Genomic DNA, 23,040 nt, shown 5'->3' on the forward strand with positions numbered 1-23,040 from the left:
GATCTACCAGTAGTCTTTTATTCTGACGTGGTGATTGCTCAGAAAGACGACACCGTCCGATTGCGATCGGAAACTACTGTATCGTATGTCCCCCGAGAACTCAGCTGGATCGATCATTCATCTCACGACCACCCGCTCGAGTTCCCTCCAAACGCGGCTCCGTGACGACACGCCGTACGCCGTTCGATCGATTTCGCCGGAACCGACGCTCGAGGACGTGCTCACGAACGACTCCGAATCCGGCTCTCGAAGCGAAGAGGACGCACAGTCTCCGATCGCCGTCGTCATCGAGCACGACGACCCGGAAGCGACGGTGGAGTTGCTCGAACGGTGTCACGCGGTCGATCCGGCTGTGCCGACGATCGTCGTCCCGGAGACGGGAAGCGAAGCCCTCGCGACGGCTGCGTTACGGGCGCACGCCGACGAGTACGTTTCTGCGACCGCGGACGAGGATCCAGTCGAACGGATCCTCGAGACGATTCGCTCGAGTCAGGAGACGAGCGCGGAAGCGAAGCGAGCACACTCGTCGGAGCGGGGAGTCGACCGCGACTACCGCCAAATCCTCGCGAACGAGCTTCCCGACGAGGCGTTCGTCATCTCCGAAGACGGCACCTACCTCGAGGCGAAGGTTCGACCGGACGCCGCGGAACTACACACGAAACCGGCCGACGAACTGACGGGAGAGCACCTCCAGAACGTCTTTCCCGACGACGTCGCCGCGACGTTACAGGCGTGTATCGATCGAACGCTCCGGACCGGCGACATCCAGAGTATCGAATACAGCGCGGAAACGACCGAGGGGCGCCGACAGTTCGAAGCCCGGGTCGTTCCGATCGACGAGCGAATCGACGGCCAGCGCGCCGTCGTCTGGCTCGCCAGGGATATCACCGAGCGGGCGAGACGAGAGCGCGAGCTTCGGTCGCGTCAAGACCAGCTCGAGACGCTCAACCGGATCAGCACGGTCGTCGGGCGAGTCATCGATACGCTGGTGGAGGCCCCCTCACAGGACACCATCGAACGCGAGGTCTGTGAACAACTCGTCGACTCGGAGCTGTACTGTGGCTCCTGGATCGCCGAGCGCACGGGCGAGGGAACGCTCTCGTATCGAACCGGTGCCGGCGACGCTGAGACCTTCCTCGGGGAGGTCGAGGAACTCGACGCCGGCCACGAGTGGTTGGGTCAACGAGCCGTCCGGACGGGCGCGATCCAGACGGCGATGGACGTCCAGGAGACCGAAACGGTCCCCGAACCGCTCCGGGAGGCCGCTCGCGAGGACGACATCAGGTCCGCGATCACCGTCCCCATCGAACACAACGACTCGATTTACGGCGTTCTGACCGTCCTCGCCAGCCGTGACGAGGCGGTCAGTGACGACGAGTTAGCCGGCTTCGCTCTCCTCGGTGAGACCATCGGCTTCACCATCATGGCCGTGAAGAATCGCCAGCTCCTGTTCGCCGATACGGTCGTCGAACTCGAGTTCCGGATCGACGGCGGCGACACGTTCGCGTTCGATCTCTCCGAAGAGTACGGCTGTAGGTGTTCCCTCGAGTGGGCCGGAACGACGTCCAGTGGGCGAACCGTCCAGTACGTGACGGTCGACGGGGTCGGCGGCGAAACCGTCCTCGAAGCGGCCAACGACCACCAGTCGATCGAGGAGTGTCGACTCATTCACGACGGGGACAACAGCTGTACGATCGAGATGCGGCTCTCGGAGTCGGGCGTCCGAACGCTGGCGAACCACGGCGCGACGATCAGGGACGTGACCGTCGAGAACGGCGTCGGGACCTGCGTGATCGAGGTTCCACAGGATGCCGACGTTCGAGAGATCGCGGAGGCGCTGACCGTCGTCTACGAGAACACGCAACTCGTCGCCCGTCGCGAAGTCGACCGCTCGGTACAGACGGCAGCCGAGCGCCGCAACCGGATTCTCGACCAACTCACCGACAGACAGCTCACGACGTTGCGACTGGCCTACTACAGCGGCTTCTTCGACTGGCCCCGCGAGAGCACCGGCGAGGACATCGCCGACGCGATGGGTGTCTCTCCACCGACGATGCACCAGCACCTCCGAAAGGGACTGAAGGCGGTTCTCTGCGAGTTTTTCGACGTTGACGGAGGGCCGGAGTAACGTCACGGTCGAAGCGGGAACTGGATCCACGCTGTTCCGCCGTCAGGGTCGAGCGCGGCAGCCGTCCAGTCGTCGACGACATCCGATAACTCCCCGTTGCCGTCGCGTGCAGCGTGAATCCATCGACCCGAAGAGACGCGTTCTTCACCGGAAAGACGGTGTGTTGGGCAGAGGATGGTCCGCACTCCCGATCGCGACGCACGGACCCGAGAGCGATCGATATCGGACGGGTCGTCGACGGACTACTTGTTCAGACGGGTCGTCAACGGACTACTTGTTGAGAGAACAGCGACGGCACCGTTCTCGAACGAGTGACTGCGGGCAATCGGTTGGTCAGCACTCATCACGATGTCCGACAGTCACGAGATCTTAAAGAAGATTCATGTGAACCCGAGCGCCGATGCGGCCGTCTCGAGTTCGACCGAGTGGGATGGGTACGACGACCACCTCGGCGACGATTGCCGTCGATCGATCGACGGAGAGCGTGGTATCGTGGTGACGGATACACCCGTCGACGTACTCTATCGGGGGTCGAACGGCCATTACTACACCGACTGCCAGGTCACGAACAATCTCCGTGCCGAACGATGGAAGCCATGCATCCGTCAACGTGACCCGGACCGACGACTGGTGGAAACGTGCGACGGTGGCTTGCTGTTGCTGACGCCGACGGACGACCTCCCCGCGTGGGCGGAAATACGGATCGACGACCGCGGATCGCGTGTCGTCGATACCCGGCGCCCACTGCCGGAGTGACGTTCCGTCCCATCCAACCCGGTTTTCGACAGTCACCGGGAGCCACAGTTACCGGAACGCCGATGACGGTGCTGTCTCTGTAACTCGCATCGTCTCGGCCCGAAATACGCCCGAATACGAGTATCAGCCCTCGCTGACCGACTATAATGGAAGCATATGTGAAGCGATACGAATGGGCAGTCCGAGGGGAGTGTAGTGTTCGTGAAGCGACGCGTGTTTCTCGGAACAGCCGGCTCTCTCGCCTCCGTCGGGACGCTGGCGTACGCGACCCGAGACCCCGTCGAAACGCTCGAGATTCGGGTCTGGCTCTCGGACCGCGCGGCGAGTTACGGGGCCGTTATCGATCGCATACACGAGTATCTCGAGCGGATTTTCGATCTCGAGTACTGGTCGCTCGACCTCTCGAGTGGCGGTGTCGTCGACGTCTCGACCGAGAACGGCGCGACCGTGACGAGCGGCGGCGAGTGGCCGGCGGCCCTCGCTGCGGGGGCGATGGATCGGCGTGATCTCTCCCCCGCGTCCGACGTCAATCTGCTCGTCACGGACGGACAGATGAAGGAGGCCCCGACGGGCTACGGGATCCCACACGCCGCGTCAGTCGGCGGTGCCCGTCACATCGCAGCCCTCGACTCGTTCGACGACGTCCTCTCGTCGCCCGAAGCCGACGCCGACCGGTGGATCGTTCCGAACGGCCCAGCGACGCGAACGATGCAGGTCCTCGTCCACGAGATCGGCCATGCGATGGGATTGCAACACGATCACGGTGTCGCCTACCGGTACGGCGACGCGGTCGTTTCGACACCCATGCTGGGCAGTTACGCCTGGTCGTCCGACTACGACGGCGATCGCTCGCGATGTGGCATGGCCTATCCCGACCCCGCGGACCTCGATCGGAAACTCAGTCTGGCGTTCTCGCCCTGCGCGCGCCGCGAACTCGCCGACTACAGCGGCGGCTATCTCCCGTAGACGAGCCACTAGTTCGGCAGCGCTCCGAAACGCACCGATAGCGGCGTCACGAACGAGTTAGTCTTCCTCGTCGTCGGTCTCGTCCTCGCCGCGGACGAAACTCGCCTGTGTGCCGCCGTTCTGTCTCGCCCCGCCCGCACTGGGACCTTCGATAAGTGACTCGAAGTCGTCGACCTCGTCGTACTGATCGCGGTAGACGAGCGCTGCCTTTCCTAACGAGGTAATCTCGTACAGTCCGGACCGTTCTGCCGGCCCGATTTTCCGAACTAGTCCGTAATCTTCCAGTACTGGAAGTCTCGTGTTGATGTTCTTGCGACTCTTCCCCGTGTGTGCAGCGAGATTCGTAGCGACATTTCGACCCCTGTCCTCGAGCGCCTCGAGGATCAAGAAATCAGTAGGTTGACGTAACTTCACTATCGTTCACTCTCATTTGTCACTATATTTCCAGTGGTAACTAATACTTTCGCCTTTTTCGGTTGTGGTTTCTACGACAACGATCACCGAAAACAGCGGAGGAGATTAGGAAATTTAACATTTAAACGACAGGGAGTAGACAGTATTCGACACGGCAGTACCGATATCGGTCCCCGCACTGGCTACAATGCTCAGTTCGGGAGAATTTCGTCGGTCGGTACCGTATCGGCGGTCGATCGATCGTCCGACGACCGTGACCGAGCCCGGTTCTGCTCGAGCGTGTCGACACCGACCGAACCGAGCCACTCCAGAAACGTCGCGACCTCGTCCGGAGCGTCGAGTCGACAGGAGGCCGCGGACGGTTCGTCACCACCGACTCGAACCCCGATCCCCGCCGGTTCGACGACTCGAAACGCCGATTCGTCGGTCACGTCGTCACCGATGTACATCGGAACCGTCTCCGGCGGCATGTCCGCGTCGATCAACGCGACCGCGTTTCCCTTCCCCCACGGAATCGACGGCCCGATCTCGAGGATGCGCTTCCCGGTCGAAATCTCGAGCGCGTCGCCGCCGAACCGGTCGACGACCGCGTCCGTCTGTCGCTTGACGATCGGTCGCAGCGCAGGCGGGACCGATCTCACGTGAACGGTCCCCGTCAGCCGCTTGTTCTCGATCCGGGTGTTCGGCACGGGTTCGAGGGCCGTCTCGAGCGCCGTGCACACCCGCTCGATCTTCGCGGCCCGTTTCCGAGCGACGGGGTGGACGGCGACCGACTCACCGCGGTCGAGTTCGAGGCCGTGATTTCCGGCGTACGTCTTCGGGCCGTCGATTCGGTCCCGTACGTCGGCTAACGCGCGACCGCTGACGACCGCCGTCGTCACCGTCGGTGCTGCCGCGAGCGCCGCCACCGCGTCCTCGTTTTCGGCCGTCGGTGCCGCCGCGTCGGGGTCGTCGACGATCGGCGAAAGCGTCCCGTCGAAGTCCAGACAACACAGGAGATGCGACGCGCCGGCGAGCCGTGACTGAATTCGATCTCGTTGGTCGTCGATCGGCCGGGGAGGTGTCTCAGTCGACATCGGTCACGCAGTGGAGGTGTGTTCGGGCGGGTCGATATCCGAATCCGAGTCCGAATCGGAATCGGACCCGGAACCCGTATCTGGGTCGGAGTTCGGATCCGAGTCCGTATCCGAGTTCGAGTCCGTACCCGAGGCCGAACCGGACTCCGGAGCTATCCCCGAACTCGAATCGGGAGTTCCATCTCGAGCAGCGCCCGAGTGGGTCCCTCGAGTTCCGCTCCCGCGGCGGCCCTCGCGACGACTCTCGCTGTGTACCCGACGTATCCAGTCGAACTGGGTTTCCATCCACCAGCCGAGGTCGCCGTCGAACACCCGGTTTCGAAGCGTGTTCATCCGCTGCTGTCGCTCGTGGGACGACATCGAAACCGCGGCCTCGAGTCGGCTCGCGAAGCCGTCGATATCTGTCGGATCGATCGTGATCGCGTGGGAACCGAGCGTCTCGTGGGCACCGGTTCGGTCGCTCAACAGGAGCGTTCCATCGCCGTCGACGCTCGCAGCGACGTACTCCTGTGCGACCAGATTCATCCCGTCGAGCAGCGGGCTCACGACCATCACGTCCGCACGGCGGTAGAGCGCACAGAGTTCGGCAGTGGAGAGGTAGTCTTCGGTGTAGACGATCGGCTTCCAGTCGTCCGTTTCGAATCGCCGATTGATCCGCGTGACCTCGCTCCGGACGAGATCCCCGTGTCGTTCGTAGGTCCGAATATTCGTCCGAGAGAGCGAACACGACTGCACAAACGTGAACTCGCCGTGCCACGACGGATTCCGCTCGAGGAACCGCTCGAGCGCGGCCAGTCGTTCGGGGATCCCCTTCGAGTAATCGAGTCGATCGACGCCGAGGCCGATGACGTTCTCGTTCGAGATATCGTATCGGTCTAACAGATCGGATATCTCCGCATCCGAGACCGATCGCGCATCTCGGTCGTAGGACTCGGCGTCGACACCCATCGGTGTCGCCACGACACGGGTCGTGGTCCCGTTGTAGCGGACCGTTCGTCGAGAGCGATCGACGGCGGCAGCCGGCAGGTATCGCTGGACGCAGTCGAGAAAGCTCTCAACGTACCGGTCGACGTGGAATCCGAGCAGATCGTTCCCGAGCAGTCCCTCGAGGATCCGACCGCCGGCCGGGCAATCCTGGAACGTCCGGGCCGTCGGCCACGGAATGTGCCAGAACTGCGCGACGGTCGTCGACCGTGGAACCGATTCCCGGATCATTCGCGGCGCGAGTGCGAAGTGGTAGTCCTGCAGCCAGATGACCGAGTCGGCGGTCGCGTGCTCGCACACCGCATCGGCGAAGCGCTCGTTGACCGTCCGATACCAGTCGAAATCGTTCGATCGGTTTTCGACCAGATCGGTAAAGCCGTGACAGAGCGGCCAGAGGACGCGGTTACTGAATCCGTAGTAGTAGGAGTCGACCGCTTCTTCCGAGAGGTCGAGCCGGCGAAGGGTGTAGGACTCATCCTCCGGCGGAACGGCAACGCAGTTGTCCTCGTCCGCGACGTCGAAGTCCGCCTCCCCGTCACCCCAGGCGATCCAGGTCCCTTCGGACTCCTGAAGCACGGGATCGAGGCCGGCGGTCAGTCCGCCGGTCGGTTCGTCGACTTCGATGGCGGGAGAATCGGTGTCGGTAGCTGTTTCCTCGTCGTCCTCGTATTCGTGTCGGTACGGTTGCCGGTTCGACACGACGATCAGCAAGCCGGGACAGGTCGATTCGTCGGCCCGCGTGTCGTCGGTCGCGCGACCGTATCCGTCGGCCCGCAACTGTCTGTTAGTCGGATTCGTCGACGACGACCGCTCGTCGGTAAATCGCATTCGCTGATAATACACAGCTTCGTGGCGGGTTGCTGCGCGGCCTGCATCCGCATGGGCCTCTAATAGCGTCCGCTACTCATCATGGATACCAGACAATGAAGCAAAGTGACCGAAGCTATCTCAGATACCGCGGCACAATATCGCCGATTCCTCGACACATCCAACACAATAATGGGGATTAGACTACAGCTAACCGCCAAAAACTGGCACTGACTCACCTGGCAGACCGGCATTGAGTCACCTGTCAGACCAACATTGAGTCACTCATCAGACCGACGCTGATCATATCACTGCCCAACTGAGAGATCCCCTCGGTAGTCCAAACGTTCTTTCCGCTCTCACGCGAATCGCCGGTATGCGATCCCCTTTCGAACGCCGAATCGAGGACTGTCAACGCCGACTCGAACGCACCGACGCGGCGCTGCTCGTCTGTTTTCCGAGCCCGAATCTCACCTATCTGACCGGGTTCGAAGAGTCGCCCTCCGAGCGCCATCTCTTGCTGTTCGCTCCGCGAGCAGGTGATCCCGTCGTCGTCGCACCGACGATGTACGACCGACAACTCGCCGGCGTGCCGATCGACGAGCCGCCGCTCGAGGTCCGACTCTGGGACGACAGCGACGACCCGGTGGACGTTATCGACGGCGTTCTCGAGGACCTGCTCGAGCAGGGAGGGGGCGACGTCAGCACGACAACCGACGGAACGGGCGACGAGACAATACTCGTCGACGACCGAATGTGGGCGACGTTCACGCAGGATCTGCGAGCGTGCGTTCCGGACGCGACGTTCGGGCTCGCGAGTGACGTTCTCGAGGACCTCCGCGTCCGGAAGGACGAGGTCGAACTGGACGCGCTGCGAAGGGCCGGAGCGATTGCCGATCGCGTCTCGCTCGAGATTCGGTCGCGCGGGGACGACCTCGTCGGCACGACCGAGGCGGAACTGGCCGCCGAGATCGAACGGTTGCTCGCAGCCGAAGGCGGAGGGAAACCGGCGTTCGAGACGATCGTCGCGTCGGGGCCGAACGGTGCACGACCGCATCACCACAGCGGCGACCGGGAGATCGAACGTGGTGATCCGATCGTGCTGGATTTCGGCGCGTTCGTCGACGCCGATCTCGAGGCCGGGACGGGACGCTATCCGGGCGATCAGACGCGGACCGTGGTCGTCGGCGAGCCGTCGGCCGAGTACGAACGAGTCCACGAGGTCGTCCGGGAGGCACAGCACGCCGCGGTCGATGCGGTCGAGCCCGGTGTCACGGCCGACGCGATCGACCGGGCCGCGCGGACGGTGATCGAGGCTGCCGGCTACGGCGACGCCTTCGTCCACCGAACCGGCCACGGCGTCGGCCTCGAGGTCCACGAACCGCCCTACATCGTCGACAGCAACGACCGCGAACTCGAGCCCGGAATGGTGTTCAGCGTCGAACCGGGCGTGTATCTCGAGGGAGAATTCGGCGTCAGGATCGAAGATCTCGTCGTGGTGACCGAGGACGGTGCCGAACGACTGAACGACTCACCGCGGGGCTGGGAAACCGGTGGAACGCACCCGTCGTGACTCGAGACACCACGTTTCCGGTGAATTAGTTTCTGATTTTCAGTGACTTTGACTCCGCGTTTCCGGTGAACTAGTTCCGGGTTTTCAGTGAATTCGACTCCGCGTTTCCGGTGAATTCGACTCCGCATTTCTGGTGTAATCGACGCCGAGTTTCCGATGAAACGTCGCTGGCTTTCCGGTGAGACGTCGCTGGTTTTGTCGTGAGCAGTCGCCGGGTTTCCGGTGAAACGGCAATGCGTTGTCCGCCTGTCGGTCGGGATCGCCGCTACGTCTCGTCCGTCTCGACGAGCACCTTCCGAACCACGTCCGGGTCCTCGAGCAGTTGGTGTTCGGTGTAACTCCCCTCGGCGCTGCCACCGCTCTGGCGGGACTGTTCGATGATGTCGAGGAAGGCGTGTTCCTTCAGCAGGTCGCGGACCCGGCGCAGCGAGAGCGTATCGGAGCCCTCCTGCCGACAGATCTCCTCGTAGACGTCGAAGATGCGCGTCGTTCGAAAGCCGTCCTCGTCGGGTCTGTTGAGCGACAGTACCGCGAGCGCCTGGAGAACGTATCGGGAGTGGGGTGTCGATCCGCGGATCAGTTCCCGGAAGCGGTCGGTTTCGGCCCGTTCACGGGCCTGAACGACGAACTCCTCGCGAACCGTCTCGCTCCCGTTGGACTGGGCGATCTCGCCGGCGTACCGGAGGATGTCGATCGCCTTCCGAGCGTCGCCATGTTCGCGAGCTGCGAGCGCTGCAGCCCGCGGAATGACCGACGGATCGAGAACTTCGTCCTTGAACGCGTCGCTGCGCGCCTGCATGATGTCCCGAAGCTGATTCGCGTCGTACGGCGGAAAGACGAACTCGCGTTCGCAGAGACTCGACTTGACCCGTTCGTCCATCCGATCCTTGTACTTGATCTTGTTACTGATCCCGATGACGCCGATCTTGCAGGACTCGAGTTTGCCGGCCTCGCCCGCGCGCGAGAGTTGCATGAGAATGTCGTCGTCGTCCAGTTTGTCGACCTCGTCCAGGATGATGAGTACGACCTCGTACTGGGTATCGAGCACTCGCCAGAGGCGCTTGTAGTAAGTCGACGTGCTGAGTCCCTTGTCGGGGATCTTGATATCGGTGATCGCCGAGTCGTTCAGCGAGTGGGCGATCGTCTGGACCGCCTGCGTCTCGGTGCTGTCCTGTGCACAGTCGACATAGGCGAAGTCCGCCGTGACGCCTTCCTCCTTCGCGACACGGACCAAGCGTTCGGAGATGTGTTTCGCACAGAGGGACTTTCCGGTGCCCGTCTTGCCGTAGATGAGCAGGTTGCTCGGACTCTGCCCGAAGATCGCCGGATTGACGGCGTTCGCGAGATCCGCAATCTCGTCGTCCCGGCCGACAATACGCCCTTCCTCGGGGAGGTGATTGATCTCGAGCAGCTCTTTGTTCTCGAAGATCGGATCGTCTCGGGTGAAGAGGTCGTCGCCGGAACTCGACATAGATTATAGACACCACGTTTCCGGTGAAACGTCTTTACTGTTTGGACTCGTCGGTGGGAATCGGTGACGCGGGTGAATTTGGCGGAGAGAGGGTCCCTCGAGGTGACGGGTGAAACGAACGGGGAACGGACGAGAAATGGAGCACACACACACCGGGTTTCCGGTGAAACGGGGTGAAGGGGTGTGGGGGTGCAGTTGAAATGGGGGTTGAATTCATCGGAAACCCGGTGTGATGGGACACTCCATTCGAAGTAGGGACCTCTCATTCCTCACAGTAACGCAAATCCGATTTTGCGGTTTTAGCTGCTAAACAGAGTGTACTAGCGGGGTTAGGAAACGACGGCGAGATCACGAAGAGAGTAATTCAAAGACGAACGCCACGGGTTCACGTGCGAGAACATCCAGCAGAGTAGGATCTGAGGGAAATCAGCGACCAAATTGCGAACGACTCGAGAATCCGAAACAGAGAGTGGCGCAAGAACTGCTGAGAGTCGCATTATAGGACGAGAAGAGGAACGAAAGAACAGGGTTTCCGACGTATTTCCGGTGAATTATCTGTTGTCGACTCACGTCGACTTCTGTCTAGATTCTCTACTCAATGAACTTTTTCTCCTGCAATATCTTATAACTATTTGTAGCGGTAGAATCAACAGGTGGAGTCAACATATAGACACACACACACACACGTGAATTTCTGAACGTGTGGCTTTGAACCCATCACTTAGTTCGACTATCACTCAGTTCGAAGCTGTCATCCGGCTCGAAGTTGTCACTCGGGTCAGTCACTTGTACTGTTCTCATCCGTTGATTCTCTTCACCTCTCTCGGGTCGATTTCACCGGAAACGCGGTGTGTGAGTCTCTGCAATGCCTCTCACTGTAGTAGACTACCGGAGTCGAACGGAGTCGGATACTGTGATAGGTCGTATTGGCGTCCAATCGTGGGACGTTTAGGATTCTAACCGTGAGTTTGGATCCATTCCTGAGTCCGAATCCATCTATCACGTTCTCTCCGAAACCTCTTCCAACCCACCCTTTCTTTTCCCCGTTTCACCGGAAACGTGGTGTGTGCGCGCACCCACAGATTCTCGCCCCGCACCTCGTTCGTTCCACCGTTCACCGGAAACGTGGTGTGTCAGTGTGACCAATTATTGCCGTCCTCGATCGACTACTTGCTCTCACTCTTCGCATTACCTTTCGCTCAGTTATCATTCCGATCTCGTGATCCCGACGCGACAATCCTCCTCGCGTTCACCGGAAACCCGGTGTGTGACTCACTAGCTGCGCTCGACTCGAGCGTACATCTCGCTCGCCCTGCAATTTCATCGGAAACCCGGTGTGTGCGTAATACCCGCGATTAGTACCACAACTAGCCGACTCCGATCCGATCCTCCGAACTGGTGACCGGGAACGGATCCGAAGGACGAAAATGGACCGCGAAACAGCGGGTCAGTAGTAGTAGAGTTCGAGTTCGTGTCCGCAGTTCCGGCACACAGTTTCCGTTCCCTGAAGCCGGTTCGTAGCACGTTCTTCGTGAATCCCCGGTCCCGGTGGAACGGACGCGTTGACGTTCGCATCACACTCCGGACAACCGATTCGCATATCTGAGTGATCTGACTGAGACATGCCTCAGCGTAGTCGGGAGTTCCGGTTAGTTATACCAGTCGTACGATCGGTTCGTCGTGGATTTCGATACAGTTCGCCGCCGTAGGGTCGGATTTATGACACTCGACGATCAGTGAGTCGGCTCTCCGCCGCCGCTCGTTCGAAAGCCGTCTCGCCTCAGTCTGCCTTCCGCGGGTCAATTCTCTCTCGGTCAGCCTCAATCGGCCAATCTAGGCCAGCCGTTATCGGCCGATCTTGGATCGGCCAATCTCCACTTATGAACTGTGAAACAATCCGGATCGCCAGCGGAGCCGGACCTGTTATACCGTGTAAGAGACGTCCTCGAACGCGAAAAATGCCGTTTCGTACCCATCGTGCCGTGACACTTGGGGCGGCGACTCGACGGAAACCGTGACCTCGTCACCGCTCTCGAGGTCGTCGATCGCGATTCCGTAGTGATGCCCGAACCCGTCGTCGATCCGCTCGGTCAGCAACTCGCCACCGTTCTCAAGAACGGACGACCCGTCCCGTTCGATCGACACGCGCAACGTGGTGAACGGGAGGGTGACGTCGTTGTACGGGGTCCGGAGATAGACCGCGAGATACTCCGAGTCGTCGGTGAATCGGTCGGTGTCGGGGACGATCGCGGATAGCTTTGCGTCGCCACTCCGTTCCGTCCCGAGGACGTCACCCGGCAGTTCGTCGATGGGCGGCCCATCCGACGTGGGTGCGGGTCCGGGATCGCCCCCGTGGCCGTGTCCCTCGTCGTCATGATCATCGTGATCGTCGTGCTCGCCGTCTCCATGGCCGTCGTGCGCTCCGTGGTCGCCGTGGTCCATCAACTCGAGGGAATCGCGGTCCCCGCGCCGGTCCTCGTCGATCAGGTCGAACCCGAGGTCGTGGATGTCGGAGCGGTCGAATTCGAAGTCGATCTCGAGCGTGGTCGAACTCTCGAATCGATCCTCGAAGGCGCCCGTTCCGTCGGCCTCGAGCTGGTTGATCCGGATCCGGGCCGTGTACTCGTCTTCCTCCGGGAGCGAGATGTTGTCGCCGTAGTGAAAGCCCATCCGCTGGGAGAGCATCGGCCAGGGTGAGAACTGCCCGGTGACGGAGTCGCCGTCCCGGAGCACGTCGAGTTCCGCGTTCACCGGAAGGACGGTGTCCGTTTCGGGGTCCCAGACGGTGAGCATGAGATGCATACTGTCGTCGGCCTCGACGTCGACCAGTTCGGTTTCGCCGGCGATGATCCAGAATCGGTGGGGGAACGTGTAGGTGAGAGAAACGGCGTACTCGCCGTCGGTCGTCCGGCCGTAGGTCCCCATCTCCTCGATGCCCGCGGGGAGGTAGACGGCGTCGGGCCGGTCTTCGACGAGCGGTGGGTTCGACCAGGCGGACTGCTCTTCGAAGCCGAGTCGCTCGAGACAGCCAGCGACGACGGCGGTCCCGGCTACGGCAGTTCCACGCAGGAATCCCCGACGGTTCATTACGCCCCTATTGGGCCGTCAGTGACAAAACGCCTGTTGGTTTACTGGTCGAATGGGTGTCGATCGCTCGTCGCAGTCAGGCTGATTTCCGGATCGATACCCGTTCCTCGAGGCGGACTCCGGTACTCGGTTCGGTCGTCCCGGTCCTCCGTCTCGGCTCGTTGCAGTCGAATCGAATCGGCTACGCGATGATGGAATCGATTCGGCTACACGATGACGGAATCGATTCGGCTACCCGGTGACGTACACCGGCTCCATCGTCGGCAGCGTCAGGAGCCACAGGCTGAGCGCCGTGTAGCAGACCATCACGGCGACGAACGGATACTGGCTTCGGATCGCCTGTAATCGGCCCGGGAAACAGTCGAACGCGGTCGCGTGGGCGGTCCAGATCGCGAGTACGTGGCCCGCGAGGAGCGTGGCGATCTCGAGCGTTCCCATCCAGCCGGGGACGGCGAGCGTCGTCGGGTTGACCGGCGGGGCAAACGGACTCGAGAGCGCCGCCAGCGATGCCGGAGCGATCGAGACGACGAACGTGACGTAGTGCGCGAGGTGGTAGCCCGCGGCGATCGCCAACAGGGGCGGAGCGAACCGACGGACGAGAACCCGCTCGGAGCGGTACGTCGGTGCCGTTCGTCGCGAGAGGTGTGCAGCCAGCCAGTAGAGCGCGAGCGCGACGGCGAACCCGCCGACGAACAGCGCGAGGTAGACGACGCGGGCCGGGAGTCCAGTCGTGACGGCCCACTCGACGGTCTGCCGACCGGGCCGTGTCACGACGAACCCGTTGAACGTCAGCTCCCAGACCAGCAGGACGACGAACGCGACGTCGCTCGAGTCGGTCACGACGTCCGCGTCTCGAAGCCGCGCACCCGGAACGACGAATTGAAACTCCCCGTCTCGTCGCTGAATGGGAGCGACGGCGCCGTAGAGACGAAAGAGGACGGACAGCGGGTCCGCGCGTCGAAACCACACCGCCGGCGAGAAGAGGACCGCCCCGGCGACGGTGTACCCCGTGTAGCCGACCGCGACAAGTGCGAGGAGCTCGGGATCGCTCGTGACGGGGAGAACGATCTCGAGCCAGACGAGCGCTCCCAGTCCGAGGACGGCCGGCCACGACGAGAGCCGCGTGGGGTACTCGAGGAGAGCCGAGCCGGTCGCGTTTGATCCGTGTATGTTCGATTTCGGTGGCCCGCGCCGGAAGCGCCACCGAACTCGAGTACGTATCCCATCGACACCGCGCGCGATGGTTCGAAACGGATCGATCGTCGGCCAGGGATCGACGACGAGAACGGCGATCACCGGGAGAAGTGCTCGTACACCGACGAACGCGAGAATAACGGCGAGATTCGCCGTCGGCATCGTCGGCCCCTCGAACCCGACGACGATCACGGCGGCGAGTCCGAACAGTCCGAGCAGCCCGCCGAGGAGGGATCCGGCGGCGACCGTTCGTCTCGTGGGAGTCGTCGACTCGATGGGCCGCGATTCGACGGGCCGCGACTCGACGACTCCCGATTCGCCGATAGCCGCGAGCGGAACCCGCCACTCGTGGACCGAATCGACGAAGCGCCGATCGGTTACGAGTGCGGCGAGCAGCGCGGACGCGCCGACGGCGGCGCCGCCGGTGAGCAGGGTGAGCCACGTCGGCACGGTGAGTTCGCGATCTTCGCCGAGTCCGGCGGCGACGTTCGAAGCCGCGGCGGGTTCGGTCCAGCAGACCGCGACGAGACCGGCCGCTCCCAGTCCGAGGACGATCGAGGCGACCAGTCGAGCCGAACGCGGCGGTGACACCGCCGGATATCACGACGTCGACGCACATGTATTCGAGTCTCGATCGCAGCAGTCGAAACCGAAACGTTCGACGCCGGGTTCGGAATTTCACCGCGCTCGGCAGTATCACATTCGGTGAGCGAACCAACGAACATTTCATGGCGCGCTCCTACGCATCTCGTATGGAACGACGGACGTATCTTCGCTCTCTCGGGGTCGCAGGAGTCGCCGGCCTCGCCGGCTGTCTCGACACGGTGGAACAGGCGCTTTCCGACGATCACGACGGTGACGGGATTCTCCCGCCGCCGGACCGTCCGACGGGGGCCTCCTATCCCGAGTACGGCGACGAGTTTCCCTCGTTTTCGCTCCCCGATCCGATCGCGGAGACGACCGTCTCGCTCGAGGATTTCGTCGGCGAGAAGCCGTTTCTGCTGACGTACTTCTTCACGACGTGTCCGGACGGCGCCTGTCCGGCCTTGCTCTTGCGACTCCGGTGGATCCAGGAAGACGCCGCCGAACGCGGCTACGAGGACGATATCGCGTTGCTCGCGTTCACGTTCGATCCCGAACGGGATACGCCCGACGTCCTTCGGGAGTACGCGGCCGAACGAAGTATCGACTACGAGGCGGACAACTGGCACTTCCTCCGGCCCGAAACCTACGAGGAGGCGGAAAGCGTGATGACCGAGACCTTTAACCTGCCCCTCCAGCGAGTCGAGGACGAGGAGGACCGCGAGGAGCAGAACGAGTCCGAGGAAAACGACAGTCACGACGAGACGGAAGATCACGAAGAAGCGTCGGAGCACGACGAGCACGATCACGGCGAGTACACCTTCACGCACAACAATTTGATTACGCTCGTCAACGAGGACGGCGTCGTGGAACGCGCGTACCCGTCGGCGGTGCAGTCCGAGCGCGCCGTCGACAACGAACAGATCGTCGAGGACACGAGGACCGTCGTCGGGGTGGAGTGAGAATGCGTAGACGGGACGTCCTCGCCGGACTCGGCAGTGCCGGCGTCGTCACCGGCGCCGGTGCGATCGCCGTCTACGGAATCCCGTCGACCGAGAGCCTGTTGGGCGACAAGTCGGATACCGAGCCAGACGACCCGCTCGAGATCGAGACGATCGACGCGCGCGGGAGCGAGGCCGGCACGATCGAGGTTCCCGATCTCGGACGAGTGACGTTCGTCGACCTGTTCGGGACGTGGTGTCCGCCGTGTATCGAACAGATGCCGGCACTCGCCGCGGCCAACGATCGAATCGGCGATGACGTCCTGTTTTGCTCCGTTACCAACGAATCCGTGGGCGAAAACGGCTCGATCACCGAAGCGGAACTCGCCGAGTGGTGGGCAGACAACGACGGTAACTGGACGGTCGGACACGATCCGGCGTCCGAAATCACGGCCCGATATCTCGAGGGCGGGTTCCCCACGGCCGCCGCCATCGACGCCTCGGGGCGAGTCCAGTGGGCCGAGTCGGGCGTCAAGACGGCGGACGAACTCGTCTCCGGAATCGAACAGGCGCTCGAGGCCGATGCCGGTGACGAGTGAGATGCTCCTGTCGGTGACGAGTGAGATGCAACTGCGGGCAACGAGTACAACGCTACTGCGGGTGACGAGTACCGATGACTGAGGGGTCGTTGCCGCTCACGTTCGCGTTAGTGGCGGGCGTCGCGACGTTCTTCTCGCCGTGTGCGTACCCGCTCTTGCCGGGATACGTCGGATTTTACGCGAGTCGGACCGACGGTAACGAGGCGTCGCTGGCCGGTGCACTGAGTCGAGGACTCATCGCCGGCGTCGGCGTCCTCGGGACGTTCGGCGTCCTCCTGGTCGCCGCCTACTGGGTCGGCCACTCGACGCTGTCGAATATCGCCCTGTTCGAGCCGATCGTCGGTGGGATTCTGGTCGTGTTCGGACTGCTGGTCGTCTTCGACCGCGCTCCGTCGCTCACGATCCCGCTTCCGAAACGCCGCTCGAGCGTGCTCGGCTTCGGGATCTTCGGCGCCGGCTACGCGCTGGCAGCGGCGGGCTGTGTCGCACCGCTGTTCGTCGCCGTGGTCGCACAGGCCCTGGCGCTCCCTCCGGTCTCGGCGGCGCTCGTCGTCGGCACCTACGTCGGCAGCGTCGTCGTGTTGATGGTCTCGTTGACGGTCGCAACTGGGATGGGACTCGTCGCGAGCGCCGGCCGATTGGCCGCCCACAGCGAGTCGCTCAAACGCGTTGCGGGAGCCGTCATGATCGTCGCCGGTCTCGGGCAGTTGTATCTCGCGATCGTCGTCCTCGACGTGATCTGACCGCGCCGAGGGCTTCGCTCGCAAGGGGATCGCTTGTTTCGCTCGTGGCCGTAGCGGCGGTATGGATTCGAAACGTCCCGACGTACGAGTGGACGAGACGCCCGACGAAGAGGGCCGCGTGACGAACCCCGACGGCGATTCGAACGAGACGTCGTCGGACACCCTGCTCCAGCGGCTCCGCTCGTATCTGCGTCGATAACCGCTTACTCCGGATCCTCGAGCAGGCCGAGATCGGTGGCCGCGAGGTCGGCAATGTTCTCGACGATGTCGGGATCGACGGTCGCCACGTCCTCGCCGTCGTGTAACTGGTCGTTGTGGCGCTCGATGGTGTCGGCCACGTCCGACAGGGGGATGCGGGAGGTCGTCTCGCAGTCGGGGCACACGATCGGGACGCGGGGATCGTCCGAGTCGCTGGCGGCTGTCATCGTGTGCCCCTCTCGAGCGGAGTGGCAAAATCTCACTGGTTGGACAGCCCCGGAGACGCCACTGGGTGGGCCGTCTCGAAGCACGTCGGGTAGCGTGCCGACCGACCGGATCGGCCAGCAGTCTTATTATACCGTAACTGGACAGTTCAACTCAGGGGAACGATAGGCTATCGACCGGTTTCACCGGTTTTCCGTTCTGCCGCAGAAAATTTCGTGGTAGCTCGGTCGCTCTCGTAGCCGTCCGTGCCTTTTCGTCGAGACGCCGGCCCGGCGTCAGGTCGATCGACGACGGACGCCGACGAGCGCGGCGATTGCCAGTGCGATGATCACCGCCGGCACACCGAACCCGGGTAGTTCGTCGTCGTCGGCATCGTCTTCGGGTTCGCTCGATTCGTCGTCGGCGCCGTTCGACTGTTCCGTACCGTCACTCGAGTTCGTCTCGTCCTCGCTCGAGGAGCCGTCGTCGACACCCGTTTCGTCGCTGTCGAGTTGCAGGACGGCGACGACCTGGCCGTGCGAGCCGTCCGGCTTGAAGGTCCACTCGCCGCCGACTTCCTCGTAGGATTCGGCGTCCTCGATCGGATCGACGTCGGTGTCCCAGGTGTCGTGGGCCTGCTGGATGTAGCCGACGAGTTCGATCTTGTCCGCGTGTTCGCCTTCGATCTGGACCTCGCCGTACTCGATGGTCGAGTCCTCGGGCTGGCCGTGGATCGCGATGCAGTGCGTGTCCATGTAGCCGTCGCCCTGGGCCAGGTCCGGCGTCGTGCCGAACTGATCCGCGTCGAGGGGTCGGTCGTAGTGGTCGGTCAGCGGGTACTGAACGGTCACCGGATTGGCCTGGGAGTGCCAGTCCAACTCTTCGCCCGTGTCGATCGTGACGGTCGTGTTCGGAACGGTTTCGCCGACGATCGGCTCGCCGGCTTCGTTGACCAGCGTCACGCAGATCTGCCCGGAGCCGTCACCGAGATACGGGGATCGATACTCGTCGCGCGGATTGACGTAGCTGACCCAGTCACCGTTGCTGGCCTCGTAATACGGGTCGCCTCGCTCGGGTGCCGCCTCGACGTACTCCTCCTCGGAGACGGTCGCGTTCGTCGACGCGTCCGGATCGGTGGTCGCGCTGGATGCGGCCACTGACTCGTCGGCGCTTACGCCGCCCATCACGGCGAGTCCGAGTATCCCGACGAGACACAGGGCGAACACGCCGGCCGCGACGGTCGTCCGCGTTCGATCCGCACTCATCGAGATCGCCCTCCGGGAGTCACCGTCGCGGTTGCGTCGTTCGATACTCCGGATCGTGCGTCCGTACCGACCCGTCGCTCGAGAATCCGGGATCGGGCTTCGCGTCCGGTATCAGGTTCGCGACCGAGGCTCTCGCGAGCGGAACCGTAGACTGGCTGGTTTCCCGAACGGGATCGGTTCGCCGATCGTGGTCTAAATCGACTCATTTGATCGAGCTACTGTATTAACGTATTTTTATATGACATGGATACCGGAATGTCAGGAACGAGTAGGCGACGACATACGCTGGTTTCGGAGTGGTTACTCCGCACCGGTGATCGAGAATGCACTCGCTACTCGCCCGAGCCGACCGGTATTCCGGCGGTTCGAGGCCGCCCGTCAGAACTCCGTTCGATCGTCGCCGATCGACGCTTGCGCTGGCACCCCGAACCGACTTCCGGAGCGGCACTGTACGGTTTCCGATGCGCGTTCGATCCGCCGTCGATAGGGATACGTCACCGTCACAGGATCGGTCGCCGGACGCGACGAACACCGACTCGAGCAGGGCGCTCCGAACCCTCGTGCTCGTCGCCCTCGGAGCCGCCGGCGTCGCGTACGTCGTCTCTCGCGTCGTCGGCTCGAGTGACGACGAGGGAGAGTTATCGCTCGAGAAGATTCGGGAACGGACCGTCGACGCCGTCCCCTCGGCCGTCAGCGACCGCGTTCCGGATGCGGTTCCCACGGAGCCCCAGGCCATTCCGATCGGCGACGTCGGCTCCGACGAGGACGAGACGGACACGACGGACGAAACGGAGACCGAGGCCGACACCGATGCATCGAGCGACGATTCCGCGTCCGGGGCCGGAGAGCCGGTCGACGACGCGGAGACGAACGTCGATCTCGCCGACGATCCGTCGTCCGCGAAGATCACGTCGGGATCGAGCGACGAGATTCAGGAGAAGCCGGCCGAACCGGGCGAGCTGTCCGTCGAGGACGACGTCGAGGACATGATCGACGAGGACGATGTGGGATCCGACATCGATGCGGACGAGAGTTCGGTCGACGAGGACGACGGCTCGACCGCCGACGAAGACGACACCAACGACTCGACCGCCGACGAGGAGTGAGGACGGGCACGTGGTACGTTCTCGAGTCCGATCCGATCGGCTCGATCTCTCCGGGAACGTGGTGCTTATCCGGTTCTCGCCCCTACGGTGTTTCGATGAGTGAGGGCGACGTCGCGGCGTTTACGCACCTCGGACCGACGGTTCGCGGGGCGCTCTCCGAGCGCGGCTTTTCGACGCCGACGGCACCGCAGCGACTGGCGATTCCGCCGCTGTCGGCCGGCGAGCACACGCTCGTGATCGCACCCACCGGGAGTGGCAAGACCGAGACGGCGATGTTGCCGGTCTTCGATCACCTGCTCGCGGACGACGGGCCGCCGGAGGGGTTCGGCGCGCTCTACGTGACCCCGCTGCGAGCGCTCAACCGAGACATGCGCGAACGCCTCGAGTGGTGGGGCGACTACCTGGATCTCGAGGTGGACGTCCGCCACGGCGACACGACGCAGTACCAGCGGGGTAAGCAAGCCAACAATCCGCCGGACGTGCTGGTCACGACGCCGGAGACGCTGCAGGCGATGCTCACCGGCGAACGGCTGCGGGAGGCGCTCGTCGACGTCTCTCACGTCGTGATCGACGAAGTCCACGAACTCGCGGCCTCCAAGCGCGGCGCCCAACTGGCGATCGGCCTCGAGCGCCTGGAGGATCTCGCGGACGGGATCCAGCGGATCGGCCTCTCGGCGACGGTCGGCGATCCGGGTGACGTCGGCGGCTTTCTCACCGGCGGTCGGCCCTGCGAGATCCGGGAGATCGACGTCGGGAGCAACGTCGACGTGACGGTCTGCCAGCCGGAGATCACCGACGAGGACGAACGGCTCTCGGGCGAGTTGATGACCGAAGCGGACACGGCCAGCCACGTTCGGCTGATCCGGGATCTGGTCGCGGAACACGAGTCGACGCTGATATTCGTCAACACGCGACAGACGGCGGAGGCGCTGGGGTCCCGATTCAACGAACTCGATCTCCCGATCGGGGTCCACCACGGCTCGCTGTCGAAGGAGGCCCGAATCGACGTAGAGGATCGGTTCAAGGCGGGCGAACTGGACGGGCTGCTCTGTACGTCCTCGATGGAACTGGGGATCGACGTCGGCCGGGTCGATCACGTGATTCAGTACAAGAGCCCGCGGCAAGTGACGCGGCTGCTTCAGCGGATCGGTCGTGCGGGGCATCGCCAGGACGAGGTCTCGAGCGGTACCATCGTCACGACCCGTCCCGACGACACGTTCGAAGCGCTCGCGATCGCGCGCCGCGCCCGCGACGGCGAAGTCGAACCGGCCGCGATCCACGAGGGCAGTCTGGACGTGGTCGCGAACCAGATTCCGGGGTTCGTCCAGAGCCGCGGTGCGACGCCCCTTCGGGAGGCATACGAGACCGTTACGCGCGCGTATCCGTTCCGCGACCTTCCCGAGGAGACGTTCCGCGAGGTCGTCTCGGAGCTCCACCGAAACCGGATCGTCTGGTTCGACGAGGGCGACGATCGGCTCGAGACGACCGGCGGCACCTGGCAGTACGTCTACGCGAACCTCTCGATGATCCCCGACGAGGAGACCTACGAGGTCCACGACATCGCTTCGGGGAAACAGATCGGGACCCTGGACGAGCGGTTCGTCGTCAACTTCGCCCAGCCTGGCGAGGTGTTCATCCAGCGCGGCGAGATGTGGCGCATCGCCGAGATCGACGACGAGGAGGGGCGGGTCAAGGTCAGTCCGATCGAGGATCCCGCGGGAGAGGTCCCCTCCTGGATCGGCCAGGAGATTCCCGTCCCTGCCCCGGTCGCGGGGGAGGTCGGCGAGATCCGCGGCGTCGCGGAACCGCAGCTATCGGCGGGGGCCGACGCCGCCGCCGTCGGTCGCGAACTCGCGCACCGCTATCCGGCGGACTCGTACACCCTCACGGAGGCCTGTTCGCAACTCGAGCGCCAGACCGAGGCCGAGGCCCCGATGCCGACGGCGGACCGACTCGTCCTCGAGCGTCAGGGCCGGACCGTCGTCCTGAACGCGCCGTTCGGCCACACGGCGAACGAGACGCTCGGACGGGTGCTCTCCGCGCTGCTCGGTCAGCAGTCCGGATCTTCCGTGGGTCTCGAGACGGATCCCTACCGGATCGAACTCGAGGTTCCCAGTTCGGTCGCGACCAGCGACGTGCTGTCGGTGCTCGAGGAGACCGATCCCGGTCACGTCGAGGCCATCGTCGAACTCGGACTCAAGAACTCGGACGCGCTCGCCTTCCGACTCGCGCAGGTCTCGGCGAAGTTCGGCGCGCTCAAACGCTGGGAGGCCAGCGGGTCGGGCCGGATTTCGAACGACCGTCTGCTCGCGGCGCTCGAGGACACCCCGATGTACCAGGAGTCGATCCGGGAGGTGTTCCACGAGGACCTGGATGTCGAGCGGGCGAGTGCGGTGCTCGAGGGGCTCCAATCGGGCGAGATCGAACTCGTGACTCACCGGGGCCGAACGCCGGTCGGACTGGGCGGCCGGTCCTCGAGCGGGAAGGAACTGCTGGCCCCCGAGAACGCGGACGCGAGCGTCATCAACACCGTTCGGGAGCGGATTCAGAACGACCGGATCATCCTGCTCTGTACGCACTGCAAGGAGTGGAAGGCGAAGACCAAGGTCAAGCGGGTTCGCGACCAGCCCGAGTGTCCCGAGTGCGGATCGACCCGGATCGCCTCGCTGAATCCGTGGGCCGACGAGGTCGTGCAGGCGGTTCGGGCGCAGGAGAAAGACGAGGAGCAAACGAAGATGACCGAACGCGCCTACCGCAGCGCCGGGCTGGTCCAGAGCCACGGGAGGCAGGCCGTGATCGCGATGGCCGCCCGCGGCGTGGGTCCGCACAACGCCGCCCGGATCATCAACAAGCTCCGGGAGGACGAAGACGAGTTCTATCGGGACATCCTCTCGAAGGAACGCGAGTACGCGCGTACGCAGTCGTTCTGGGACTGAAACGACTGCC

18 protein-coding genes are annotated in these 23,040 nt (G+C 63.4%); 10 read left to right on the forward strand and 8 right to left on the reverse strand.

Annotation, left to right across the window (positions count from 1 at the left end; translation table 11 throughout):
- The first annotated feature begins 85 nt into the window (after window positions 1–85).
- The 3 genes from ACSFC7_RS06590 to ACSFC7_RS06600 all read left to right on the forward strand — a co-directional run bounded on the left by ACSFC7_RS06590 (window position 86) and on the right by ACSFC7_RS06600 (window position 3,850).
- Window positions 86–2,128, forward strand: a complete 2,043-nt coding sequence (locus tag ACSFC7_RS06590; RefSeq protein ID WP_436346933.1) for a bacterio-opsin activator domain-containing protein — start codon at window positions 86–88, stop codon at window positions 2,126–2,128.
- Window positions 2,129–2,476: 348 nt separating this feature from the next.
- Complete coding sequence (locus ACSFC7_RS06595; protein ID WP_436346934.1) at window positions 2,477–2,884, forward strand: hypothetical protein; 408 nt, start codon at window positions 2,477–2,479, stop codon at window positions 2,882–2,884.
- Window positions 2,885–3,085: 201 nt separating this feature from the next.
- On the forward strand, window positions 3,086–3,850 hold the full coding sequence (locus ACSFC7_RS06600) for a peptidase M10A and M12B matrixin and adamalysin (protein ID WP_436347920.1): 765 nt from the start codon (window positions 3,086–3,088) through the stop codon (window positions 3,848–3,850).
- Between the two features lie 57 nt (window positions 3,851–3,907).
- On the opposite strand, the gene ACSFC7_RS06605 is transcribed toward ACSFC7_RS06600, so the two are convergent.
- The 3 genes from ACSFC7_RS06605 to ACSFC7_RS06615 form a co-directional block, all read right to left on the reverse strand.
- Complete coding sequence (locus ACSFC7_RS06605) at window positions 3,908–4,264, reverse strand: winged helix-turn-helix transcriptional regulator (protein ID WP_436346935.1); 357 nt, start codon at window positions 4,262–4,264, stop codon at window positions 3,908–3,910.
- A 191-nt stretch (window positions 4,265–4,455) separates the two neighbouring features.
- Window positions 4,456–5,340: a trehalose-phosphatase gene (gene otsB / locus ACSFC7_RS06610; protein ID WP_436346936.1), complete on the reverse strand. Its 885-nt coding sequence runs from the start codon at window positions 5,338–5,340 to the stop codon at window positions 4,456–4,458.
- Between the two features lie 3 nt (window positions 5,341–5,343).
- A complete protein-coding gene (locus ACSFC7_RS06615) occupies window positions 5,344–7,152 on the reverse strand; it encodes a trehalose-6-phosphate synthase (protein ID WP_436346937.1) in 1,809 nt (602 codons plus the stop codon).
- Window positions 7,153–7,507: 355 nt separating this feature from the next.
- Here ACSFC7_RS06615 and ACSFC7_RS06620 point away from each other — a divergent pair, with 355 nt between their 5' ends.
- Entirely contained in the window at window positions 7,508–8,704 is a 1,197-nt protein-coding gene (locus ACSFC7_RS06620; protein WP_436346938.1) for a M24 family metallopeptidase, read from the forward strand.
- Window positions 8,705–8,969: 265 nt separating this feature from the next.
- Here the strand turns inward: ACSFC7_RS06620 and ACSFC7_RS06625 are convergent, their stop codons facing one another.
- The 3 genes from ACSFC7_RS06625 to ACSFC7_RS06635 all read right to left on the reverse strand — a co-directional run bounded on the left by ACSFC7_RS06625 (window position 8,970) and on the right by ACSFC7_RS06635 (window position 15,047).
- A complete protein-coding gene (locus ACSFC7_RS06625) occupies window positions 8,970–10,175 on the reverse strand; it encodes a Cdc6/Cdc18 family protein (protein WP_436346939.1) in 1,206 nt (401 codons plus the stop codon).
- A gap of 1,923 nt (window positions 10,176–12,098) precedes the next feature.
- Entirely contained in the window at window positions 12,099–13,262 is a 1,164-nt protein-coding gene (locus tag ACSFC7_RS06630; RefSeq protein WP_436346940.1) for an iron transporter, read from the reverse strand.
- A gap of 231 nt (window positions 13,263–13,493) precedes the next feature.
- Window positions 13,494–15,047: a hypothetical protein gene (locus ACSFC7_RS06635; protein ID WP_436346941.1), complete on the reverse strand. Its 1,554-nt coding sequence runs from the start codon at window positions 15,045–15,047 to the stop codon at window positions 13,494–13,496.
- 161 nt (window positions 15,048–15,208) lie between these two features.
- On the opposite strand from ACSFC7_RS06635, the gene ACSFC7_RS06640 reads away from it, so the two are divergent.
- The 4 genes from ACSFC7_RS06640 (at window position 15,209) to ACSFC7_RS06655 (ending at window position 17,520) form a co-directional block, all read left to right on the forward strand.
- Complete coding sequence (locus ACSFC7_RS06640; protein WP_436346942.1) at window positions 15,209–16,000, forward strand: SCO family protein; 792 nt, start codon at window positions 15,209–15,211, stop codon at window positions 15,998–16,000.
- A 2-nt stretch (window positions 16,001–16,002) separates the two neighbouring features.
- On the forward strand, window positions 16,003–16,578 hold the full coding sequence (locus tag ACSFC7_RS06645; RefSeq protein WP_436346943.1) for a TlpA family protein disulfide reductase: 576 nt from the start codon (window positions 16,003–16,005) through the stop codon (window positions 16,576–16,578).
- 74 nt (window positions 16,579–16,652) lie between these two features.
- A complete protein-coding gene (locus ACSFC7_RS06650) occupies window positions 16,653–17,321 on the forward strand; it encodes a cytochrome c biogenesis CcdA family protein (protein ID WP_436346944.1) in 669 nt (222 codons plus the stop codon).
- Between the two features lie 61 nt (window positions 17,322–17,382).
- Window positions 17,383–17,520 carry a hypothetical protein gene (locus ACSFC7_RS06655; RefSeq protein ID WP_436346945.1) on the forward strand — a complete coding sequence of 46 codons (138 nt, stop codon included), beginning with the start codon at window positions 17,383–17,385 and terminating at the stop codon, window positions 17,518–17,520.
- 4 nt (window positions 17,521–17,524) lie between these two features.
- On the opposite strand, the gene ACSFC7_RS06660 is transcribed toward ACSFC7_RS06655, so the two are convergent.
- Window positions 17,525–17,746, reverse strand: a complete 222-nt coding sequence (locus tag ACSFC7_RS06660; protein ID WP_436346946.1) for a hypothetical protein — start codon at window positions 17,744–17,746, stop codon at window positions 17,525–17,527.
- 273 nt (window positions 17,747–18,019) lie between these two features.
- The gene (locus ACSFC7_RS06665) at window positions 18,020–18,988 is read right to left on the reverse strand and encodes a PGF-CTERM sorting domain-containing protein (protein ID WP_436346947.1); all 969 of its coding nucleotides are present in this window, start codon (window positions 18,986–18,988) and stop codon (window positions 18,020–18,022) included.
- Window positions 18,989–19,449: 461 nt separating this feature from the next.
- On the opposite strand from ACSFC7_RS06665, the gene ACSFC7_RS06670 reads away from it, so the two are divergent.
- Both ACSFC7_RS06670 and ACSFC7_RS06675 read left to right on the forward strand, forming a co-directional pair.
- Window positions 19,450–20,094 carry a hypothetical protein gene (locus ACSFC7_RS06670; RefSeq protein WP_436346948.1) on the forward strand — a complete coding sequence of 215 codons (645 nt, stop codon included), beginning with the start codon at window positions 19,450–19,452 and terminating at the stop codon, window positions 20,092–20,094.
- A gap of 95 nt (window positions 20,095–20,189) precedes the next feature.
- Window positions 20,190–23,030: a DEAD/DEAH box helicase gene (locus ACSFC7_RS06675; RefSeq protein WP_436346949.1), complete on the forward strand. Its 2,841-nt coding sequence runs from the start codon at window positions 20,190–20,192 to the stop codon at window positions 23,028–23,030.
- Window positions 23,031–23,040 lie beyond the last annotated feature (10 nt).

The sequence above is a fragment of the Natronorubrum halobium genome, assembly GCF_051351675.1.
In the GTDB taxonomy this organism is placed as follows: Archaea; Halobacteriota; Halobacteria; order Halobacteriales; family Natrialbaceae; genus Natronorubrum.

Bases quoted from the DNA above. Each gene is read 5' to 3' on its own strand.
- ACSFC7_RS06660 (WP_436346946.1), bottom strand. From the start codon at position 17,746: ATGACAGCCGCCAGCGACTCGGACGATCCCCGCGTCCCGATCGTGTGC.
- ACSFC7_RS06675 (WP_436346949.1), top strand. From the start codon at position 20,190: ATGAGTGAGGGCGACGTCGCGGCGTTTACGCACCTCGGACCGACGGTT.
- ACSFC7_RS06625 (WP_436346939.1), bottom strand. From the start codon at position 10,175: ATGTCGAGTTCCGGCGACGACCTCTTCACCCGAGACGATCCGATCTTC.
- ACSFC7_RS06645 (WP_436346943.1), top strand. From the start codon at position 16,003: ATGCGTAGACGGGACGTCCTCGCCGGACTCGGCAGTGCCGGCGTCGTC.
- ACSFC7_RS06590 (WP_436346933.1), top strand. From the start codon at position 86: ATGTCCCCCGAGAACTCAGCTGGATCGATCATTCATCTCACGACCACC.
- ACSFC7_RS06615 (WP_436346937.1), bottom strand. From the start codon at position 7,152: ATGCGATTTACCGACGAGCGGTCGTCGTCGACGAATCCGACTAACAGA.
- ACSFC7_RS06670 (WP_436346948.1), top strand. From the start codon at position 19,450: ATGCGCGTTCGATCCGCCGTCGATAGGGATACGTCACCGTCACAGGAT.
- ACSFC7_RS06640 (WP_436346942.1), top strand. From the start codon at position 15,209: ATGGAACGACGGACGTATCTTCGCTCTCTCGGGGTCGCAGGAGTCGCC.
- ACSFC7_RS06650 (WP_436346944.1), top strand. From the start codon at position 16,653: ATGACTGAGGGGTCGTTGCCGCTCACGTTCGCGTTAGTGGCGGGCGTC.
- otsB (WP_436346936.1), bottom strand. From the start codon at position 5,340: ATGTCGACTGAGACACCTCCCCGGCCGATCGACGACCAACGAGATCGA.
- ACSFC7_RS06620 (WP_436346938.1), top strand. From the start codon at position 7,508: ATGCGATCCCCTTTCGAACGCCGAATCGAGGACTGTCAACGCCGACTC.
- ACSFC7_RS06595 (WP_436346934.1), top strand. From the start codon at position 2,477: ATGTCCGACAGTCACGAGATCTTAAAGAAGATTCATGTGAACCCGAGC.
- ACSFC7_RS06655 (WP_436346945.1), top strand. From the start codon at position 17,383: ATGGATTCGAAACGTCCCGACGTACGAGTGGACGAGACGCCCGACGAA.
- ACSFC7_RS06665 (WP_436346947.1), bottom strand. From the start codon at position 18,988: ATGAGTGCGGATCGAACGCGGACGACCGTCGCGGCCGGCGTGTTCGCC.
- ACSFC7_RS06630 (WP_436346940.1), bottom strand. From the start codon at position 13,262: ATGAACCGTCGGGGATTCCTGCGTGGAACTGCCGTAGCCGGGACCGCC.